Origin of the sequence: Streptomyces sp. MRC013 (assembly GCF_023614235.1) — a bacterium.
In the GTDB taxonomy this organism is placed as follows: domain Bacteria; phylum Actinomycetota; class Actinomycetes; order Streptomycetales; family Streptomycetaceae; genus Streptomyces.
In genome coordinates this window covers 3,762,429-3,781,800 of the sequence record NZ_CP094264.1, presented here as the reverse complement: position 1 = coordinate 3,781,800, position 19,372 = coordinate 3,762,429, and the positions used below count along the sequence as shown (strand labels likewise).

General features: G+C 73.5%; 14 protein-coding genes and 3 pseudogenes. 7 read left to right on the top strand and 10 right to left on the bottom strand.

The features are described from left to right. Positions 1-392: 392 nt before the first annotated feature. The 3 genes from obgE to rplU all read right to left on the bottom strand — a co-directional run bounded on the left by obgE (position 393) and on the right by rplU (position 2,559). The gene (gene obgE, locus LUW75_RS17170) at positions 393-1,829 is read right to left on the bottom strand and encodes a GTPase ObgE (RefSeq protein ID WP_250336394.1); all 1,437 of its coding nucleotides are present in this window, start codon (positions 1,827-1,829) and stop codon (positions 393-395) included. 140 nt (positions 1,830-1,969) lie between these two features. Beyond that, on the bottom strand, positions 1,970-2,224 hold the full coding sequence (gene rpmA / locus LUW75_RS17165) for a 50S ribosomal protein L27 (RefSeq protein ID WP_010476314.1): 255 nt from the start codon (positions 2,222-2,224) through the stop codon (positions 1,970-1,972). A 14-nt stretch (positions 2,225-2,238) separates the two neighbouring features. Beyond that, positions 2,239-2,559 (bottom strand): 50S ribosomal protein L21, encoded by a 321-nt coding sequence (gene rplU / locus LUW75_RS17160; protein WP_250336393.1) that lies wholly within the window; start codon positions 2,557-2,559, stop codon positions 2,239-2,241. Between the two features lie 635 nt (positions 2,560-3,194). On the opposite strand from rplU, the pseudogene LUW75_RS17150 reads away from it, so the two are divergent. From LUW75_RS17150 to LUW75_RS17125, 6 genes and pseudogenes are all read left to right on the top strand, one after another. Next, positions 3,195-4,078: pseudogene (locus LUW75_RS17150) on the top strand (IS982 family transposase). Between the two features lie 301 nt (positions 4,079-4,379). Continuing rightward, a complete protein-coding gene (locus tag LUW75_RS17145; RefSeq protein ID WP_462933800.1) occupies positions 4,380-5,093 on the top strand; it encodes a polyprenol monophosphomannose synthase in 714 nt (237 codons plus the stop codon). A gap of 87 nt (positions 5,094-5,180) precedes the next feature. After that, positions 5,181-6,446, top strand: a complete 1,266-nt coding sequence (locus LUW75_RS17140; RefSeq protein WP_250336391.1) for a glycosyltransferase family 39 protein — start codon at positions 5,181-5,183, stop codon at positions 6,444-6,446. A gap of 82 nt (positions 6,447-6,528) precedes the next feature. Beyond that, entirely contained in the window at positions 6,529-7,131 is a 603-nt protein-coding gene (locus tag LUW75_RS17135; RefSeq protein WP_250336390.1) for an acyltransferase, read from the top strand. 141 nt (positions 7,132-7,272) lie between these two features. Then, complete coding sequence (locus tag LUW75_RS17130; RefSeq protein WP_250336389.1) at positions 7,273-9,528, top strand: glycosyltransferase family 4 protein; 2,256 nt, start codon at positions 7,273-7,275, stop codon at positions 9,526-9,528. A 96-nt stretch (positions 9,529-9,624) separates the two neighbouring features. Next, positions 9,625-9,918, top strand: a complete 294-nt coding sequence (locus LUW75_RS17125; RefSeq protein WP_250336388.1) for a hypothetical protein — start codon at positions 9,625-9,627, stop codon at positions 9,916-9,918. Here LUW75_RS17125 and LUW75_RS17120 read toward each other — a convergent pair. From LUW75_RS17120 to wecB, 4 genes are all read right to left on the bottom strand, one after another. Next, complete coding sequence (locus LUW75_RS17120; RefSeq protein WP_250336387.1) at positions 9,915-10,958, bottom strand: glycosyltransferase; 1,044 nt, start codon at positions 10,956-10,958, stop codon at positions 9,915-9,917. The genes LUW75_RS17125 and LUW75_RS17120 overlap by 4 nt on opposite strands. Before the next feature lie 18 nt (positions 10,959-10,976). After that, positions 10,977-11,555, bottom strand: coding sequence for a hypothetical protein (locus LUW75_RS17115; protein ID WP_250336386.1), 579 nt, complete (start codon positions 11,553-11,555; stop codon positions 10,977-10,979). A 9-nt stretch (positions 11,556-11,564) separates the two neighbouring features. Beyond that, positions 11,565-12,770: a glycosyltransferase gene (locus tag LUW75_RS17110; protein WP_250336385.1), complete on the bottom strand. Its 1,206-nt coding sequence runs from the start codon at positions 12,768-12,770 to the stop codon at positions 11,565-11,567. Positions 12,771-12,897: 127 nt separating this feature from the next. After that, on the bottom strand, positions 12,898-14,004 hold the full coding sequence (gene wecB / locus LUW75_RS17105; protein WP_250336384.1) for a non-hydrolyzing UDP-N-acetylglucosamine 2-epimerase: 1,107 nt from the start codon (positions 14,002-14,004) through the stop codon (positions 12,898-12,900). A gap of 422 nt (positions 14,005-14,426) precedes the next feature. Here wecB and LUW75_RS17100 point away from each other — a divergent pair, with 422 nt between their 5' ends. After that, the gene (locus tag LUW75_RS17100; RefSeq protein WP_250336383.1) at positions 14,427-15,335 is read left to right on the top strand and encodes a PLL family lectin; all 909 of its coding nucleotides are present in this window, start codon (positions 14,427-14,429) and stop codon (positions 15,333-15,335) included. A 66-nt stretch (positions 15,336-15,401) separates the two neighbouring features. Here the strand turns inward: LUW75_RS17100 and galE are convergent. The 3 genes and pseudogenes from galE to LUW75_RS17085 all read right to left on the bottom strand — a co-directional run bounded on the left by galE (position 15,402) and on the right by LUW75_RS17085 (position 19,365). Beyond that, positions 15,402-16,315 (bottom strand): annotated as a pseudogene (gene galE / locus LUW75_RS17095) (UDP-glucose 4-epimerase GalE). A 140-nt stretch (positions 16,316-16,455) separates the two neighbouring features. Next, positions 16,456-17,740: pseudogene (locus LUW75_RS17090) on the bottom strand (nucleotide sugar dehydrogenase). Further along, positions 17,737-19,365 carry a glycosyltransferase family 2 protein gene (locus tag LUW75_RS17085; protein WP_250336382.1) on the bottom strand — a complete coding sequence of 543 codons (1,629 nt, stop codon included), beginning with the start codon at positions 19,363-19,365 and terminating at the stop codon, positions 17,737-17,739. The pseudogene LUW75_RS17090 and the gene LUW75_RS17085 overlap by 4 nt, the downstream one beginning before the upstream one ends. Positions 19,366-19,372 lie beyond the last annotated feature (7 nt).

Genomic DNA, 19,372 nt, shown 5'->3' with positions numbered 1-19,372 from the left:
GCCGGAAACCGGTGGTTCACCCTCCGGCCGCCCTCCTCGGCGGGGCCGGGCGGCCACCGCCGTGACCGACCGCACGCGGCCCGGCGCCGGGGCCCGGTCCGGCCCGGGCGCCCGGGGCGCACGCGCTCCGCCGCCGCGCCTCCGCCCGCACCGGACCCGGTCGGGGCGTACGGGCGGGGCGTGGGAGAACGGCGGGGCGCACGGAAACGGCGGGGAGTGCGAGAACGGCGGTCCCTACGGGGACGGCGATCCGTACGAGAACGGCGACCCGTACGAGAACGGCGGTCCGTACGAGAACGGCGGTCCGTACGAGAACGGCGGTCCGTACGAGGACGGCGGGGCCGCCGCGAGGCGACCCCGCCGGACCACGGGCGCCCGGGAGCGCCCGGCGGTCAGAACGGGTCGAACTCGTCGTACGCGCGCTCCGCCTCGTCCCGCTCGGCCTGGCGGTCCTTGCGGCGCTGCGCGGCCGGGCGCGGGGCCTCCATGCGGTGGTCCTCGCCGCGGCGGCCGAGCATCTCGGCGCCCGCCATCATGGTGGGCTCCCAGTCGAAGACGACCGCGTCGTCCTCGGGGCCGATGGCGACGCCGTCGCCCGCGCGGGCCCCCGCCTTCATCAGCTCGTCCTCGACGCCGAGGCGGTTGAGGCGGTCGGCGAGGTAGCCGACGGCCTCGTCGTTGTTAAAGTCGGTCTGGCGGACCCAGCGCTCCGGCTTCTCGCCGCGCACCCGGTACAGGCCGTCCTCCCCCCTGGTGACGGTGAAGCCGGTGTCGTCGACGGCCTTCGGACGGATGACGATCCGGGTCGCCTCCTCCTTCGGCTTCGCCGCGCGCGCCCCGGCGACGATCTCCGCGAGCGCGTACGACAGCTCCTTCAGGCCCTGGTGGGCGACGGCCGACACTTCGAAGACGCGGTAGCCGCGCGCCTCCAGCTCGGGTCGGACCATCTCGGCGAGGTCCTTGCCGTCCGGGATGTCGACCTTGTTGAGGACGACGACGCGGGGCCGGTCGTCGAGCCCGCCGTACTGGCGCAGCTCCTCCTCGATGACGTCCAGGTCGGACAGCGGGTCGCGCTCCGTCTCCAGGGTCGCCGTGTCGAGGACGTGGACCAGGACGCTGCACCGCTCGACGTGGCGCAGGAACTCCAGGCCCAGGCCCCTGCCCCGGCTGGCGCCGGGGATGAGGCCGGGCACGTCGGCGATCGTGTAGACGGTGGATCCGGCGGTGACGACGCCGAGGTTCGGCACGAGGGTGGTGAACGGGTAGTCGGCGATCTTCGGCTTCGCGGCGGACAGCACGGAGATCAGCGAGGACTTGCCCGCGCTCGGGTAGCCGACCAGCGCCACGTCGGCGACGGTCTTCAGCTCCAGGACGATGTCCTGTACGTCCCCGGGCTCGCCGAGCAGCGCGAAGCCGGGCGCCTTGCGGCGGGCCGAGGCCAGCGCGGCGTTGCCGAGGCCGCCGCGGCCGCCCTGCGCCGCCACGTACCGGGTGCCGTGGCCCACCAGGTCGGCGAGGACCTCGCCCCTCCCGTCGAGGACGACCGTGCCGTCCGGCACCGGCAGGACCAGGTCCTGGCCGTCCTTGCCGGAGCGGTGGCCGCCCTCGCCGGGTTTGCCGTTGGTGGCCTTGCGGTGCGGGGAGTGGTGGTAGTCGAGCAGCGTGGTCACGGACTGGTCGACGACGAGGATCACGTCGCCGCCGCGGCCGCCGTTGCCGCCGTCGGGGCCGCCGAGCGGCTTGAACTTCTCCCGGTGTACGGAGGCACAGCCGTGGCCTCCGTTACCCGCGGCGACGTGCAGCTCGACGCGGTCCACGAAGGTGGTCATGGTGGGGTGCCTCCAGCGGTGCGGAAAGGGAAGGGACGTACGGGGTGTCTCAGCTGCAACAAGCGAAAGGCGGACCCCCTTCCCGCACGGCGTGCGCCGTACGGGAGGAGAGGCCCGCCCTCGCGAAGCGTCCGACCAGGTCAGGCGACCGGGACGATGTTCACGACCTTGCGGCCGCGGAAGGTGCCGAACTGCACCGAACCGGCCTGCAGCGCGAACAGCGTGTCGTCGCCGCCGCGGCCGACGCCCGCGCCCGGGTGGAAGTGGGTGCCGCGCTGGCGGACCAGGATCTCACCGGCGTTGACGACCTGACCGCCGAAGCGCTTCACGCCGAGCCGCTGAGCGTTGGAGTCGCGACCGTTCCGGGTGGACGATGCGCCCTTCTTGTGTGCCATGTCTCCTCAGTCCCTTACTTCGCGGCCGTCGGGATCGCCGTGACCTTGATCGCCGTGTACTGCTGGCGGTGGCCCTGACGACGGCGGTAGCCGGTCTTGTTCTTGTAGCGCAGGATGTCGATCTTGGCGCCCTTGTGGTGGTCCACGACCTCGGCCTGGACCTTGATGCCGGCCAGGACCCACGGGTCGCTGGTCACGGAGTCGCCGTCGACAACGAGCAGGGTCGAGAGCTCGACCGCGTCGCCAACCTTGGCAGTGGAAATCTTGTCAACCTCAACGATGTCGCCGACAGCAACCTTGTGCTGGCGACCACCGCTGCGCACGATGGCGTACACGCGGATCTCTCCTCGCTCGAAACGGAAACCCCTGACGCCAGCCGCCCGCACGGGCGTGGCCCGCGACTGGACCGGATGGTCGGAACGGCCTCCCCGGCCCCGGCCGGGAGGGAAGGTGCTCAGGAGCTGGCGCGCATGGAAACACGCCGACGGTCAAGACTAGGTCCCCCCGTCGGGCCGGTCAAACCGAGCGGGGCGCGCTACCGACGGGGCGGGGTACCCGTGGGGGCGGGCCCCGGAAGGGCTGCCGGTCCGCGTCGACGGGGGCCGGCCAAGCTCCGCGGCGACAAGGACCGACGGCTACGACGCCCTGTGTCCCGGTTGCGCGAGCGCGGCGTCCGCCACCGCGTCGCCCGCAAGGGCATCGAGCCCTCCACCCGGCTCAGCCGGCACCGCCGGACCAGCGGACCCGCCGGGTCCTGGCGGGCCGGATGCCGCCGCCTGCACCGCCGTCACGCGTGTAAGGCCGCCCCCTTCCCGGCCTCCGCCGCCACCGCCCGCACCTTCGATCCGCCACTGCGGACCCGCCGGAAGAGACGGTGTCCGAAGGTGCGGACGACACGCGGACCCTGGATGAATGAGTCCGCTGTCTGTGCTGGTCGCGACCATGGCGAAGGGCGCCCGTTGGTCAGTGTGTGAAGACGAACCTGGACGCCCTTCTGGCGGCACTGTACGTGTTCATCGACGACCATGTGGCCCCGTGTCGCCGGATCGGGCGACCCCCGAAACTCACGGACGCCGAACTGCTGTGCCTGGCCGTCGCCCAGGTCCTGCTCGGTTTCCCCTCGGCCCGGCACTTCATCCGCTTCGCCCACGCCCGGCTGGGGCACCTGTTCCGCTACCTGCCCCAGCCGTCCGCCTGCAACAAACGCCTCAACGCCGCAGGGCCCCTGATCACTCACGTGATCGAGATGCTCGCCCGACAGGTGCCCACCTGGCACGACGACCTCCGGCTGATCCACTCCACACCGCTACCCTGCGCCGCGTCCCGCAAGACGGTCAAACGCTCCGGCCTGGCCGGACACGCCGGTTACGGCTACTACCGCTCCCACTCCCGCTTCTTCCGGGGCCTGAGGCTCTACCTGGTCACCACCGCCGAGGGCATGCCCGTCACCTGGTGCCCGGCCAACCCGAAACTCGGGGAACGGGAGGTGATGGCCGCGCTGCTGGAACGCGACCACCGCCTCGTCCGTGCAGGGCAGGTGCTCCTGGCCGACAAGGGCTTCGCCGGAAGGAGTTCGAAACCTTCGTCACCGACCGGCTCGGCGCCCACCTGGTGCGGCCGGACCGCAAGGACGAACCGGCCCGGCACGGGAAGATCGCCCGGGTCCGCCAGTGGATCGAGGCCGTCATCGACACCCTCAAAGGCCGGCTCAGCCTGGAACAGCACGGCGGCAGAACCCCGGCCGGAGTCTTCGCCCGCACCGCCCAACGCCTCCTCGCCCTGGCCACCGCGATCTGGCACAACTGGACCACCGGAGCCCCAGCCAAACGCTCGCTGATCGCCTACGACCACTGAAGACATCGGACTCACTCATCTAGCTGTGACGAGTGCTGTGACGAGTGCTGTGACGAGCTGAACGCGCGAGGCGGGTTCCCGTCATGACCTCACCTTCTTGGCCACGGTTTCACCACGGGAGGACCCCATGCCTCCACGCCTCCCCCCTGCCGTTGCAACTCGCCCCGACCCCGCCCGGTGGGGATACGACGCCGTATGCTCTGGTGGAACCGCGCGGCCGTCCGACCCGCCGGCGGGATCCCGAGGTGAAGGTGCAGTGAACATCAACGAGCGGCGGGATGCGGGTCCGGAAGCGGTCCTGGTGATCATTCCGACCTACAACGAGGCCGACAACGTCACGGAGATCGTCTCCCGTGTGCGCGCTTCCGTACCCGGGGCGCACGTCCTCGTGGCCGACGACAACAGCCCCGACGGCACCGGGAAGATCGCCGACGAGCTCGCCGGCTCCGACGACCACGTGCACGTGCTGCACCGGGCCGGCAAGGAGGGGCTCGGCGCCGCCTACCTCGCGGGGTTCGCCTGGGGCATCGAGCGGGGCTACGAGGTGCTCGTCGAGATGGACGCCGACGGCTCCCACCAGCCCGAGGAGCTGCCCCGGCTGCTCGACGCGCTCGACGGCGCCGACCTCGTGCTCGGTTCGCGGTGGGTGCCCGGCGGCAAGGTCGTCAACTGGCCCAGGTCCCGCGAGTTCCTGTCGCGCGGCGGCAGCCTGTACTCGCGAACCCTCCTCGGCGTGCCGATCAGGGACGTCACCGGCGGTTACCGCGCGTTCCGGCGGCGGACGCTGGAGGGCCTCGGCATGGACCGGGTCGCGTCCCAGGGGTACTGCTTCCAGGTCGACCTGGCGTGGCGCACGGTGAAGGCCGGCTTCCGGGTCGTCGAGGTGCCGATCACGTTCGTCGAGCGCGAGCGCGGAGACAGCAAGATGAGCCGCGCCATCGTGGTCGAGGCCCTGTGGCGGGTCACCGCGTGGGGCGTCGGGCACCGTCTCGGCCGGCTCCTCCCGCGGCGCTGAGCGCCGCCACCGTCCACCCGGCGGGACACGAGGGGCCGCAAGGCCCCGCGCCCGCCCTCCCAGCGTCCGCACGCGGAGATGCCGCCCATGCCCCCGATCCAGACCGAGCCGGCCCGGACCCCCCCACCGCGATCCGACCGGACGCACCGCAGGCGCCGCACTCCGGCGACCGCGGCGGCCGGGCCTCTTCCGCGCGGGCTGCGGGCCGCCGCCTCGCGGGCCTGGCCCGCGCTCCTCGCGTACGCGGCCGTGCGCTGCCTCGGCGTGGCGGCCGTGGCCCTGCGCGCGGACGGGGACGACCCGAGCCTCGGCACGATGCTCGCCGGCGCGTACGACGCGGTGTTCTACACCCACATAGCGGAGTACGGCTACGCCGCCCCCATGACGGGTTCCTGCACCGTCCAGGGGCCCCTGTGCAAGTACGCGTTCTTCCCGCTCTACCCGGCCCTGATACGCGGCGGCTCGACGCTCCTGCCCCTGCCCGCCGCGCAGGTGGCCTGGGGCGTGGCCGTCGTCGCCGCGCTGCTCGCGGCCTGGGGCGTCTACGCCGTCGTGGAGCGCGTGGCCGACCGGCGCACCGCCGTCGTCGCCACGGTGCTGTGGGGCATAGCCCCCCACGCCATGGTGGAGTCCATGGCGTACACCGAGCCGGTCTTCACCGCCCTGTGCGCCTGGTCCCTGTACGCGGCGCTCGGCCACCGCTGGGTCACCGCCGGAGTGCTGGCGTCGCTCGCGGGGCTCACCCGGCCCTCCGGATCCGCCGTCGTCGCCGCGGTCGTGCTCGCCGCGCTGTGGGCGCTGTTCACCTCCCGCCGTCGCTCCGCCTCCGGGGAGGACCGGGGGCGTCCGGACCGTACGGGCCCGCTGCTCACCGCCGTGGCCGTCGCACCGCTGGGATGGTTCGCCTGGTTCGGGTGGGTCGGCCACCGGGCGGGCGACTGGCGCGGCTACTTCGAGGTGCAGGAGAGGTGGGGCAGCACCTTCGACGGGGGCTCCTTCACCCTGCACCGCGTCGCGGACGTCTTCCTGAAGCTGCCGCTCAACCTCAACACCGCGGTCGGCGCCGCCACCGTCGTGGCCGCCGTGGTGACGTTCGCCGTCTGCATGCAGCAGCGCCAGCCCGTCGTGCTGCTGGTGTACGCCGGAATGCTGCTGCTCATCGCCGTGGGCGGAGCCGGGTACTTCCATTCCAAGGCGCGTTTCCTGCTGCCCGCCTTCCCCCTGCTCGTCCCGGCCGCACGGGCCCTCGCCGCGGCCCGGCCCGCCACCATGCACGCACTGCTCGGCACGGCCGTCGGCCTGTCCACCGCCTACGGCGTGTACCTGATGCTCGTCTGGCCGCACTCCCCCTGACCCGCCGCACGCCTGGCGCCGGGGACGTCCGCGTATGCTCTGGCGTCGAAGACTTCCGCCGTCCCCCGAAAGAGACAGCAGAGTGAACTACAGGGTCCAGCCCACCGCCCAGGTCGACGAGACCGCCGAGATCGGGGCCGGGAGCAGCGTCTGGGAGCTCGCGCAGATCCGTGAGAACGCCCGGCTCGGGGAAGGCTGCGTGATCGGGCGCGGCGCGTACGTCGGCACCGGCGTCCGCATCGGCGACAACGTCAAGCTGCAGAACTACGCGCTCGTCTACGAGCCCGCCGAGCTGGGCGACGGCGTGTTCGTGGGCCCCGCCGTGGTGCTCACCAACGACCACAACCCCCGCTCCGTCGACCCCGAGGGCAGGCTGAAGCGCGGGGGCGACTGGGAGGCCGTCGGCGTCAAGGTCGGCGAGGGCGCCTCGCTGGGCGCCCGTTCCGTGTGCGTCGCGCCGGTGCGCGTCGGGCGCTGGGCGATGGTCGCCGCGGGTGCCGTCGTCACGCGGGACGTACCGGACTTCGCGCTCGTCGTGGGCGTCCCGGCGCGGCGGATCGGCTGGGTCGGCAGGGCCGGTGTCCGGCTGGTCGAGCGGGCCGGCGAGGAGGGCGTGTGGGAGTGCCCGCAGACCGGTGCCCTGTACCGGGAAGAGGACGGCGTCCTCGCCGAGTGCGAGGGCTGACGACGCCCCGGCCGCGTGCCGGGAGGGGGCACCGCCTTCGGTAGGGTGGTGCCGCCGCGCTGTATCTCCGTACCGAACCCCGTGGGGCCGCTTCCGCCGCACGGGTGCGTGGCGTGCAGGTGAAAGGGCGAAGGGATCCAGATGAACAGCCACGTGCTCTATCTCGCGCTTGGCACATACCGAGTACGGGCGACGCGCGAGCAGGTGAAGGAGCTCGCCTCCTCGGGGTCCCGGGTCTCCCTGGTCGTGCTGGACGCCCCGGAGTGGCGTGAGGCGCTGGAGGAGCTGGGCCGGCTGGACGGCGTGGAGGTGGTCCGCGTCGCCCCGGACAGGAACGGCACGGCCTGGGGCTCCGCCAAGAAGCTGGCCGCCGCCAGGTCGGGGCCGTTCGCCGAGGCCGACACCATCGTCGCGGGCGACGCCCAGGCGCTGCCCGTCGCCTGGATCGCCAAGCGCCGCCGGCCGGGCGTCGCGCTGGTGCTGGAGCCGCACGGCGCCGGCCGCGTCGTGGAGCCGTCCGACCTGGCCGTCCTCACCCCGTGGTACCCGTCGCCGAACAACCCGTACGCCGGATCGTTCGTGCAGGCGGCGACCGCGGCCGTCGCGGGGAACTACGACCGCGTCACCGTCTTCCACACCGAGGACTGGACCGGTCGCGCGTCCGCCCCGCTCAACGACGCCATCCGCGTGACCGCCGACCGCCTGCGGGAGCGCGGCGCCCTGGGCCACGTCGTGGACGCCGACGAGGCGACCGTCGTGCGCGTCCCGGTGCCGCTCATCGGCCGCAGGAACTACGCCCCGTGGGTCGAGGCGCAGGTGAAGGCGTTGCGCAGCGCCCTGCCCGGCGGACGGATCGAGGCGCCGGTCGTCCACGCCCACACCGGCATCTACGGCGGTGTCCTGGCCACCCGGCTGGCCCGCCCGGACGCCCGCGTCGTGGTGACCGAGCACTCCTCGTTCCTCGACAGGGTCTTCTCCCAGGCCCCGGCCGCGGAGCTGTACGAGCAGGTGCTGGAGCGCGCCGACGCGTTCGCGTGCGTCAGCGCCGCCCTGCGCGAGCAGGTCGTGAAGCGCTTCCCGCGGTACGCGGACAAGGTGGGCGTCGTGCCCAACCCGGTCCCCCTCGACCGCTTCACGCCGGGCCCGGAGCGCTCCCTCGAGCTGCTGCGCTGGCTGTACCTGGGGCGGCTCGTCCAGCCGAAGGGCGTCAAGGAGCTGCTGGAGGCGTTCGCTCTGGTCGCCGCGGAGGAGCCGCGCGCCACCCTCACGATGGTCGGCCACGGCCCCGCCGAGGAGGAGCTGCGCGCCCGCGGCGCCCAACTGGGCCTGGGCGAGCGCTTCCGCATACTGCCGCCGGTCGCCCCGGAGGCCGTGGGTCCGCTGATGCACGAGTACGACCTGCTCGTGCACGCCAGCAAGAGGGAGACGTTCGGGATGACGGTCGTCGAGGCGATCGCGTCCGGGCTCCCCGTGCTCGCGACCCGCAGCGGCGGCCCCCAGGAGACGCTGGCCGGCGTCGAGACGCTGGCGGGTGCGCTCATGGACGTCAGCGACGATCCGCGGGTCATCGTCGACGCGTACCGGGGGCTGCGCGCCCGCGCCGGTGACCTGGACCTGCCGGCGGCCCGCGAGGCGCTGGAGGGCCGGGTCGGCCGCGAGGCGGTCGGCAAGCAGCTCGTCGAGGTGTACGGCGGCGCCCTGCCGCCCGTGCCGGACCCCGTGGACGCGGGGGGGCGCCGGGGCGGCCGGCGACGGGGCGCGGGAGGGCGCCGGGGCCGCCGAGCCGGCCGGGGAGGCACCCGCCCGCCGTCCGGGCGAGCCCGTCGGGCGCGCCGTCGTGCTGGCGCTGACCCCGGCCAAGCCGCGGCGGATCGTCGACTTCGCCAACCACCTCGTCGGGAAGGGCGTCGAGGTCACCCTCGTCACCGCCCAGTCGCCGGACCTGTGGCAGACCCTGGACCTCGACCCGGCCGTGCCCGTCGTCGGCATCGGGGACGCCGAGCAGAAGCTGCGCATCCCGCGCGCCGAGCGGTTCCTCGTCTACCGCGCGCCCCGCGCCGTACTGCGGCGGGCACGGCGGCTCGCCGCGAGGAACCGCGAGGCGATCGGCCCGGAGCTGGCCGTCGCGACCGTGCAGCGGGCCCACACGAAGGTCGCCAACGCCTTCCACAAGAAGGTCTTCAACCGCGGTTACCGGGAGGTCAGGCCGCAGCTGTTCGCCCGCATCGCCAGGCGGCGGGTGCTTCCGGAGCTGCGCCTGGACCTGGTGGACACCGTGTTCGTCAGCGACATCAACTCGACGGTGACGGGCTGGAAGTGGGCCAAGTCCCACCCGCACCTGAAGGTGACGGCGAGCCTGGACCGCACCGCGTACGACCCCGAGTGACGGACCGCTGAACGGGACGCGGGAGGCCCCGGCCGGGGAAGGCGGCCGGGGCCTCTTCGGTGCGGTGCGGGCCGTCAGCGATCTCCCGCAGCCGTCGCTCGAACGGGATGAGCGTCGCCTCACGCGTGTACGTGTCGGCGTGCCGCCGCGCCGCCGCGCGCTGCTCGGGCGTGAGGTCGCGGGCCGCCTTGCCCGCGGCGACCATCGACGCCGCCAACTCCTCGACGTCGAGACTGTCGGCGTTGAACCACAGCGGGTACCCGTCGAGCACGTCCTGCGCGGCGATGCCGGGCTGGTGCACGGAGACGATCGGGTGCCCGAAGGCCATGTACTCGAAGATCTTGCCGGAGGTGACGTACTTGCCGCCGCCCGCGAGGAAGACCAGGACGTCGGCCTCCTAGTACACCCGGCCGACCTCGGTCTTGGAGACGGGCCCGCAGTAGCGCAGGCCGGTGTCCTCCACGCCTTCGGGACGCGGGCCGTCCTGGAGGCCGAGGCGGGCCTTCAGGGTGCCGGGGCTGTTCTTGAAGAAGCCGAGGTGGCCGTGGATCTGCAGCTCCGCGCCGGCGAGGTCCGGGTGGCGGCGGGCGATCTTGAACGCCTCGGCCATCTCCTCCACCGGCTGCTTCGCGGTGAGCGTGCCGAGGTAGGTGAACTTCAGCGGCGCGGGCCGCTCATCGGTCGGGACCTCCTCGTCGGGCCGCTCCCCGGACGGCTCCTCGGCGGGCAGCACGTCGGCGTCCCACCCGTTGGGGACGACCATCATGCGGTCGGCGACCTCCGGGTAGCGCTCGGCGTGCCAGCCGCGCAGTGCCTCGTTGACGAAGACGGCCGCCGACGCCTTGCCGAGCATGCGCTTCTCCCACGCCCAGGCGATGTGCCCCTCGGGGAACGCCGGCTCGTCGTGGAAGAGGTCCAGCGTCCACGAGTCGCGGTAGTCCATGACGTACGGGACGCCGGTGAGCTTGTTGAACAGCCAGGCGGCGCCGAACGAGGCGAACGGGTTGCCGGTGGCGACGACCACGTCGAAACGCTGCTTGGCGTGCAGCTTCAGCGCCCGCGTGACGGAAGCCCACGCCCAGGACGAGTACCGCTCGGGGAAGAGCTTCGTCTGGCTGAACTGGTAGACGCGCTTGGCCATCAGCGGGAAGCTGCGGCGCAGCCAGCTGTAGTCGCGCAGGTCCTGCTGCCACGTGTACTGGTTGAGCGACGGCCGCTCCACGCGGATGCGCGGGTCGACGGTCTTCGACAGCTCCTCGTCGACAGAGCCGATCACGTTGTAGAGGAAGTCGAGCGGGGCGGCGCAGACCGTGACGTCCCAGCCCTTCTCCACCAGGTGGTTGGCGGTCGCCCGGGCGCGGTAGACGCCGCTCGCCCGCGACGGGGGGAAGTAGAACGCCAGGTAGAGCACACGGGGGCGCCGTTCGCTACGGTTCTTCATCAGTCTTCCTCGGTTGGTTCAGCGAGCGGCTGAGGGCTGCGGGGTCGCCCGGGCGACGATCGGCGGTACGACGGAGTCGACGCTGTAGGCCATGCGCGGGGTTCCCAGTCCCTCGCGCTCCCAGGCGTCCATCAGCTCGGCGGCGGTCCGCGTGGAGAGGGCGTCGGCGACGACGACGAGGTCGGGGCCGCCCCGCCGGCCGAAACAGCGGCGCAGGACCAGCCGGGCCGTGGCCGTCGGCCACACCCTGCGGTGCAGCGGCGTGAACACGCGGCGGTGCACGCGGCCGGCGACCCGCTTCTCGTACGCCTTGAGGGCCTTCCGGGCCTTCGCGCTCAGGGGGCCGCGGCCGACCGCCCCGGCGACGCGGCGCGGCGCCTGGTAGAGCACCGCCCGTTCGAGCCGGCGCGGCAGGTGCCCGGCCTCCAGCTCGTCGAGCGTCGTCAGCCGCACGCCGGGGGCGAACGCCTCGGTCGCCCAGGGCTGCCTCTGGCCGACCAGGACGACCGCCCGGCCGCCGGCCGCGGCGACCGCGGCGGACTCTTCGACCACGGCCCGCTTGCGCGAGGCGCCAAGGGCCAGGAACAGAACCTGCATGTCACTCCATCACGGGGAGTCGGGGAACCAGAGTCGGTAGTGCGCCTGGGCCACGGCCTCGTAGCCGTAGTCGGCGGCGAGCTTCGCCTGGGCGCGTGCGAGGTCCAGTCCGCCGTCGAGGAAGCGGGCGCGCAGGCGCCGGTACCCCTCGACGATCGACTCCGGGTTCTCCTCCACGTCGATGAGTTCGCCCGCGGCGTCCTCGATGCCGGCGAGGGTCTTCTCGGGGCCGCCGCAGCGGGTCACGAGGACCGGCATGCCGGCGGCGAGGCCCTCGACGATGGTCATGCCGAAGGTCTCGTACCGGCTGGGGTGGACCAGCAGGTCGTGGCCGCGCATCAGTTCCAGCGCCTGCTCGTGCGGGATGGAGCCGGGCAGCTTCACGGCGTCGCCCAGGCCCAGTTCGGCCACGCGCTCGGTGAGCGGGCCGCGCAGCGGGCCCTCGCCGACGAGGGTGAGGGTGAGCGACGGGTCCTCCGCGTGGCACCGGGCGAACGCCTCGACGAGCCACTTCACGCCCTTGGGCTCGGTCACGCTGCCCAGGTACAGCCACTTGCGCAGGTCCTTCACCGGCTCGGGGCGCGGCTCGTCGAAGGAGATCGGGTTGGGGATGCGCAGGATCCTGTCGGCGTGGTGCGGGAACCGGCGCTCCAGCACCTCGGTGACCTTGTCGCCGACGACGAGGAAGCCGGTGACGCCGTGCAGCAGTTCGTCGTACAGCTCGACGGCCTCGGGGTCCTGGAAGACCCGCTCCAGGAACGACGCGTGCTCGGTCACGAAGACCCGGGCGCCGGGGCGGGCGTTCTTCAGGGCGGCCCAGCCGCTGGGCAGTCCGACGTGGGCGTGCACGACGTCCGCGTCGATCGGCTCGCCGCCGAGGAGGTTGCGGAGCTGGCGCTCGTGGTTGCGGGCCTGGGCGCCGTAGTCCTGGCCGCGCGGGGTGGTGACGGGGAAGGAGATCAGGTCGGCGCCGCCGGCGGTGGGGGCGCGGTGCGCGGCCCGGGCCATCACCTCGGCGTTGGCCGCCTCGACCGCCTTCGTCGCCGCCGCGTCCATGGGGGCCACCCAGGGGTCGCAGTGGTAGACGGTGAAGCTGTCGCAGCCGGGCGCGGTGGCCGCCACCATGGCCTGGACGAACGATCCCCGGAAAGGCAACTCCCGTGTCGGATACCACGGCGTGACCACGGCTGCATCCCTCGATGCTGCCTGCTTCATGTCGACTTCCTTACGAGATTGCGCGGCGACGCGCCACTTTATCACCGGCCGCCGCCCCGGCCCGGTGGCCGGGACGGCCCGCACCCCGGCCTCGGGGACGGGGTGCGGGGGGTCGGCGGGCGGTCGGTCAGCCGTCGCTGCGGACGGTGCTCTGCCATTCCTCGAGGATGCGGACGACGTTGTGCGCGGCGCGCCCGTCGCCGTACGGGGCGCCCTTGTCGGCGGTGGGCACGGCGCGGGTGACCGTGGCGGCCCATTCGTCGGCGGGGAGCGCGTGCGGGTCGGGGACGAGGACGTTCCAGCCGGTCCCGACCGTCTCGACCCACTCCGTCTCCGGGCGGATGGTGGTGGTGACGCGCTCCAGCAGGAACGCCTCCTTCTGCAGGCCGCCGGAGTCGGTGACGACGCCGGCGGAGGCCAGTACGGCGGCGACGAGACCGGCGTACGGCAGGGGGCGGCCGACGCGGACGGAGCCCTTCGCCAGTTCGACGCCGTGCTGCCGGGCGCGGGCGACCAGGCGCGGGTGGGCGAGCAGCGCGACCGGCAGCGGCAGCGCGGCCAGCGAGTCGACGACCGCGGCGAGGCGCTCGGGGTCGTCGGTGTTGTCCGGCCGGTGGATCGTGGCCAGCAGGAAGGGCTGCGACGGGTCGATGCCCTCGGGCAGGGCCGGGGCGGGGTGCTCGCCGGCGAGGACGGCGTCGCGGATGCGCAGGCAGATGTCGACCATGACGTCGCCGGCGAGGACGGCGCGGTCCTTCAGGCCCTCGTCGGCGAGGTGGCGCATGGCCTCCTCGGTCGGGGCGAGGAGCACGTCGGCGCAGTGGTCGGTGAGGACGCGGTTGTGCTCCTCCGGCATGCGCCGGTTGAAGGAGCGCAGGCCCGCCTCCAGGTGCGCGACGGGCAGGTGCATCTTCACCGCGGACAGGGCGCCGGCGATGGTGGAGTTCGTGTCGCCGTAGACGAGGACCCAGTCGGGCTTCTCCCGCTCCAGGACCGGGTCGAGCGCGGAGAGCACGGAGCCGGTCTGCACGCCGTGGCTGCCGGAGCCGACACCGAGGTGGACGTCCGGGTCGGGGATGCCGAGACCCTGGAAGAAGACGTCCGAGAGGTCGGCGTCGTAGTGCTGCCCGGTGTGCACAATGAAGTGCTCGTGCTCCGTCTCCGCGAACGCGGCCGCGATGGGCGCGAGCTTCACCAGTTGGGGACGGGCGCCGACGATGCTGATGACTTTCACTGCGCACTCTTCTTCTGGGTCGGGCCGATGAGGGGCACCGCCATCGTATGCCCGCGGGACGGTGCTCCGTGACCGGGTCTCGGCGGCGGCCCGGGGCGACCGGGTGCGAGATGCTAGGGTCGCGCGCCTGCGGAAGAGGGTCACTCGCCCGCGGTACAGGTACAGGGAAAGGTCTACGTCAGTCATGGCGGTCTTGTTCACGCGGAAAGCCAAACGCCGGGCCGACCGGCCGGTGCCGGCCGAGGAGACGCCCCAGCCGGTCCTGGACCCGTCGGTGCCGGCGACCACCGGCTGGCTGGTCCGCGGCAAGGACGGCCGGCTCACCGCGTACGCGCCCGGCGACGGCGGGGTGCTGCGCTGGACGGAGGCCCGCCCCGGCGGCCCGGCCTGGACGGGGCCCGAGCTGATCCCGGCCCCCCGGCGTGCTGCCGTACCTGGCCGTGGCCCAGGGCGAGGACGGGTACGTCCACCTGGTGGGGCTGCGGCGCGAGCGGCTCGCGGACGGACGGACCGGTACGGACGTCGTGTACGCCCTGCAGTACCAGACGGGTCGCCCGGTGCGGGAGTGGCGGCCCCTGGGCACGCCGTACCCGAACGACCCGTCGCTCGCCGGGATGACGGGGCTCCCGACGGCCGTCGTCGACGCGGAGGGCTCCCTCAACGTCTTCGTCCGCAACGCGGGCGGCGGCGTGTGCGCGCGCAGCCAGGCCAGGACGGGCGCCTGGGGCGCCTGGGTCGATCTGAAGGGCAGCGGCGTGCGGGGCACGGTCTCGGCGTCGCTCGCCGCGGACGGCCGCGTGGAGGTGCTGGCGCCGACGGCGGAGGGGCTGCTGCGGTGGGAGCGGGAGAAGCCCGGAACCCGCTTCGAGCGCGGCGACGACGTGCCGCTGCGGGCGGAGCCCGACTCGCTGGGTGCCGTGGGGGCGGGCGCGGAGGACGGGCTGACGCACTTCTGGCACGACCCCGCGGACCGCGCGGTGCGGGCCTGGCGGCCGTCGTTGCCGGACGGGGCGCGGCTCGGGGACGGGACCGGTACGGGACCGGTGGCGGCGCTGCGGACCGTCGTGGACGGCCACGACTGCACGGTCCTCGCGCACCGGGACGAGGCGACGGGGCGGGCGGCGCTGGCGGCGTACCCGACGCGGGACGAGGGCGCCGGGGCGGCCTGGACGCTCACCGGCGGTCCCTGCCCGGGGGCGCCGTCGCTGGCCGTGGACGGGGCCGGGCGGGTCGTGATGGCCGTCATCGGAACGGACGGCGCGCTGTGGACCGCCCGCCAGAAGCCCGGACCGGGCCTGGCCCTGGGCGCCTGGGAGCGGGCCGTTTCCTGAGCCGGTGCGGGCGGGCGCCCGGCCGGGCGCCCGCACCGCCGGGCGGCGCGGCCCGGGCGGGGTGGTTCAGGCGGGGTGGTTCAGGCACCAGCCGCGCCAGGCCGACTCGACCATCTCGCGGACGCCGCGGCGGGCCGTCCAGCCCAGCTCCTCGCGGATCAGGTCCGCCGAGGCGACCACCCGGGCCGGGTCGCCCGGGCGCCGCGGGCCGGTCTCGGGCGCGGTGTCCGCGGCTCCGGTGACCTCCTGGATCACGCGGATCATCTCCCGCACGGAGACGCCCTCGCCGCGGCCCACGTTGAGCACGAGTTCCGCCCGCGGGTCCTCGACCAGCCGCCGCGCCGCCGCCAGGTGCGCGGAGGCGATGTCCTCGACGTGGATGTAGTCGCGGACGCACGTCCCGTCCGGCGTCGGGTAGTCGTCGCCGAACACCAGCGGCGCCCGGCCGGCCGTGAGCCGCTCGAAGACCATCGGCACCAGGTTGCACACGCCCTCGTCGGCCAGCTCCGGCACGGCCGCGCCCGCCACGTTGAAGTAGCGCAGCGCGGTGGTCGCCATGCCGTGGGCGCGGCCGACCGCGCCGGTCATCCACTCCCCCGCCAGCTTCGTCTCGCCGTAGGGGTTGATCGGCGCGCACGGGGTCTTCTCGGTGACCAGGTCCACGTCGGGCATCCCGTACACGGCGGCCGACGAGGAGAACAGGAACCGGCCCACGCCGGCCGCGACCGCGGCGTCGAGGAGGACGCGCAGGCCCTCGACGTTCTGCCGGTAGTAGAGGAGCGGCTTCGCCATCGACTCGGCGACCTGCTTCTTCGCCGCGATGTGCACGATGCCCGTGACGGCGTGCTCGCGCAGGACGCGGTCGAGGAAGTCCCGGTCGAGGACCGTCCCGCCCGCCAGCGGGACACCGGGGGCAGCCGGTCGGCGCGCCCCGACGTCAGGTCGTCGACGACGACGACGGACTCTCCCGCCGCGGCCATCGCACGCACCACGTGCGCGCCGATGTATCCGGCGCCTCCGGTGATCATCCAGGTCATCGTGGAACCTCCAGCAGGTCGGCCCCGCCCCGCCGGGCGGGCGGGGCGGGGCCTGGGTGTCAGCGGTTGTGGAGCGCGGGTGCTCAGCCGCCGATGACGACGCGGCGGACCCCCTCCCAGCGGGCCGGGTCGGTGGTGCGGCGGCCGTCGACGAGGACCTTCACGTCCGGCAGGTCCGAGGCCGCCAGCTCACGGTACTCGGCGTGGTCGGCCTGGAGGATCGCCGCGGTCACCTTCTCGCCCCGGTGCGGGGTGAGGCCGTGGGCGGCCAGCTCCTCGTCCGTGTACATCGGGTCGGAGACGTACGGGACGGCGCCGCGCGCCCCGAGCGCCTCGACGACTCCGAAGACGCCGGAGAAGGCGGTCTCCTTGACGCCACCGCGGTAGGCGGCGCCCAGCACGAGCACGGCCGCGTCCTTCAGGTCGCCGTAGGCGGCGGCCAGCAGGTCGACGGCGTACTCCGGCATCGCGGCGTTCGCCTCGCGCGCGGAGCGGACGACGGTCGCCTCCGGGTCGTTCCACAGGTACATCCGCGGGTAGATCGGGATGCAGTGGCCACCGACGGCGATGCCCGGCTGGTGGATGTGGCTGTACGGCTGCGAGTTGCAGGCCTCGATGACCTTCTTGACGTCGATGCCGTTCTTGTCGGCGAAGCGGGCGAACTGGTTCGCCAGGCCGATGTTGACGTCGCGGTACGTGGTCTCGGCGAGCTTGGCGAGCTCGGACGCCTCGGCGGTGCCGAGGTCCCACACGCCGTTGGGCCGGGAGAGGTCGGCGCGCTCGTCGAAGTCGAGGACCTGCTCGTAGAACTCGACGCCCCGCCGGGTGGACGCCTCGTCGATGCCGCCGACGAGCTTCGGGTAGCGGCGCAGGTCGGCGAAGACGCGGCCGGTGAGGACGCGCTCCGGGGAGAAGACCAGGTGGAAGTCCTCGCCGGCGGTGAGGCCGGAGCCCTCCTGAAGCATCGGCGCCCAGCGGGTGCGGGTGGTGCCCACGGGGGAGGGTCGTCTCGTACGAGACGAGGGTGCCGGGCCTGAGGCCCTCGGCGATGGCCCGGGTGGCGGAGTCCATCCAGCCGAAGTCGGGGGTGCCCTCGGCGTCCACGAACAGCGGGACGACCACGACGACGGCCTCGGACCGCGCGACGGCGGCGGCGGTGTCCGTGGTGGCGGTGAGCAGGCCGGCGTCGACGGCCTGCTTCAGCTTGACGTCCAGCTCGTGCTCGCCGGGGAAGGGCTCGGTGCCGGCGTTGACCAGCTCGACGACCTTCTCGTTGACGTCGGCGCCGATGACCTTGTGGCCCTTGTCGGCGAACTGCACGGCGAGCGGCAGACCGATCTTGCCGAGCGCGACTACACAGATGTTCATCGGGTCAGTTTCCTCTTCACGCGGGACAGGACGCGGCGCAGTCGCAGGGCGGCGCCGGGCGGGGGCTTCCACAGCGGGGCCGTGGTGATGACCAGCCGCCCCTTGGCGTCCGCGGTGGCGGAGACCCGGTACGGGACCCTCTCGCGCCAGCGCCGGGCCAGGGGCAGCGGCACCCCCCGGGTCTTGACGGGGATCTCGTACGTCGAGCCTGCCACATCCACGTAGGCGCGGACGCCGAGGCCGGCCCGGACCGGCTGGAGCGGGATGCGGGCCAGCAGCACCGTCCCGGTGCCGTCCGCCGCCTCCTCCCGGCGGGTCTCCCCGAGGAGCGGGGGCAGCCCGGTGCCGACCGGGACGCGCCGGCCGCCGGGCCTGTCGGCGCTCTTCGGCATGGGCTCGCCGGCGAGGCGGACGGTCGCGGACGCGGTCTCGCCGGTGACGGGGACGCGGACGGCGAGGGAGACGGCCATCTCCTCACCCTCCTGCTCCCACGCGGCGGAGACCAGGCCCGTGCCGTCGGCGAGCTGCCCGGGGACGGCCTCGCCGATCACCTCGAACAGCCGGTCGGGCAGGCCGAGGGCGGGGTCGCGGAAGCCGGGGTAGCGCACGTACGCGCGGCCGTCCTCCAGGAGCATCGGCGGGGCGCCGCGCTCCGCCTCGTCCTCTATGGCGCGGATCAGCAGGTCCACGGCACCGCGCCGGGCGAGGGCGATCCGCACCCGCCGCCTGACGTCCATCGAGTCGCGCAGGGCGTCGGTGAAGTACGCGTCGGCCAGTTCCGCGATGCCGGCGCACACCTCGACCCGGGTGTCGTGGTCCAGGGACGGGAAGTCGTCCTGGACGAGCTTGGCCAGCTCCCAGGTGAAGTGCCGCCTGAGGACCCAGTCCCGCTTCGGGCCGGCCTCGATCAGCTTCGCCGCGTGCTCCATCATCCGGGCGGTGCAGCGCAGCCGGGACAGGTGGCCGGAGCGGTAGGTGATGTTGGACGCGTCGCCGCGCTTCACGGCGTAGTAGCACGTGTAGTCCGCCAGGACGGAGATCCGCCGGGCGCGGACGCACGCCTCTATGGTGAACGGCTGGTCGGAGCCGACCGGCATGTCCTCGGGGAAGCGCAGCTTGTGCTCCTCCACGAAGTCCCGCCGGAACAGCTTGGTGTTGGCCAGCGAGAACGGCAGCGCCGAGTCGTACAGACTGACGTCCGGGGTGTTCTCCTTGAAGAGCGCCTGGTGGACGTACCGGCCGTTGGTGCCGACCATCTTGCCGACGACGACGTCGGAGCCGTGCTCGTCGGCGTAGTCCACCATGCGTTCCAGGGCCTGCCGGCCGAGGTAGTCGTCGGAGCCGACGAAGTACACGTAGCGGCCGGTGGCCACCTCCAGGGCCCGGTTGCTGGGCGCGGCCGGGCCCCCGGAGTTGGCCTGGTGGACGACCTTCACGAGGCCGGGGTACCGCTCCGCGAAGCGGTCGAGTTCCCGGCCGCTGTCGTCGGTCGAGCCGTCGTCGACGGCCACGATCTCCAGGCGGTCGGCGCCGATGCTCTGCTTGACGAGCGAGTTCAGGCAGTCCGTCAGGTACGGCATCGTGTTGTAGACCGCCACCACGACGGTGACATCAGGTCTGGTCAAGGGAGAT

Coding starts and splice junctions, on each gene's coding strand:
- obgE (WP_250336394.1), bottom strand. CDS start 1,829: ATGACCACCTTCGTGGACCGCGTCGAGCTGCACGTCGCCGCGGGTAAC.
- rpmA (WP_010476314.1), bottom strand. CDS start 2,224: ATGGCACACAAGAAGGGCGCATCGTCCACCCGGAACGGTCGCGACTCC.
- LUW75_RS17140 (WP_250336391.1), top strand. CDS start 5,181: ATGCCCCCGATCCAGACCGAGCCGGCCCGGACCCCCCCACCGCGATCC.
- LUW75_RS17130 (WP_250336389.1), top strand. CDS start 7,273: ATGAACAGCCACGTGCTCTATCTCGCGCTTGGCACATACCGAGTACGG.
- LUW75_RS17125 (WP_250336388.1), top strand. CDS start 9,625: ATGAGCGTCGCCTCACGCGTGTACGTGTCGGCGTGCCGCCGCGCCGCC.
- LUW75_RS17120 (WP_250336387.1), bottom strand. CDS start 10,958: ATGAAGAACCGTAGCGAACGGCGCCCCCGTGTGCTCTACCTGGCGTTC.
- LUW75_RS17115 (WP_250336386.1), bottom strand. CDS start 11,555: ATGCAGGTTCTGTTCCTGGCCCTTGGCGCCTCGCGCAAGCGGGCCGTG.
- LUW75_RS17110 (WP_250336385.1), bottom strand. CDS start 12,770: ATGAAGCAGGCAGCATCGAGGGATGCAGCCGTGGTCACGCCGTGGTAT.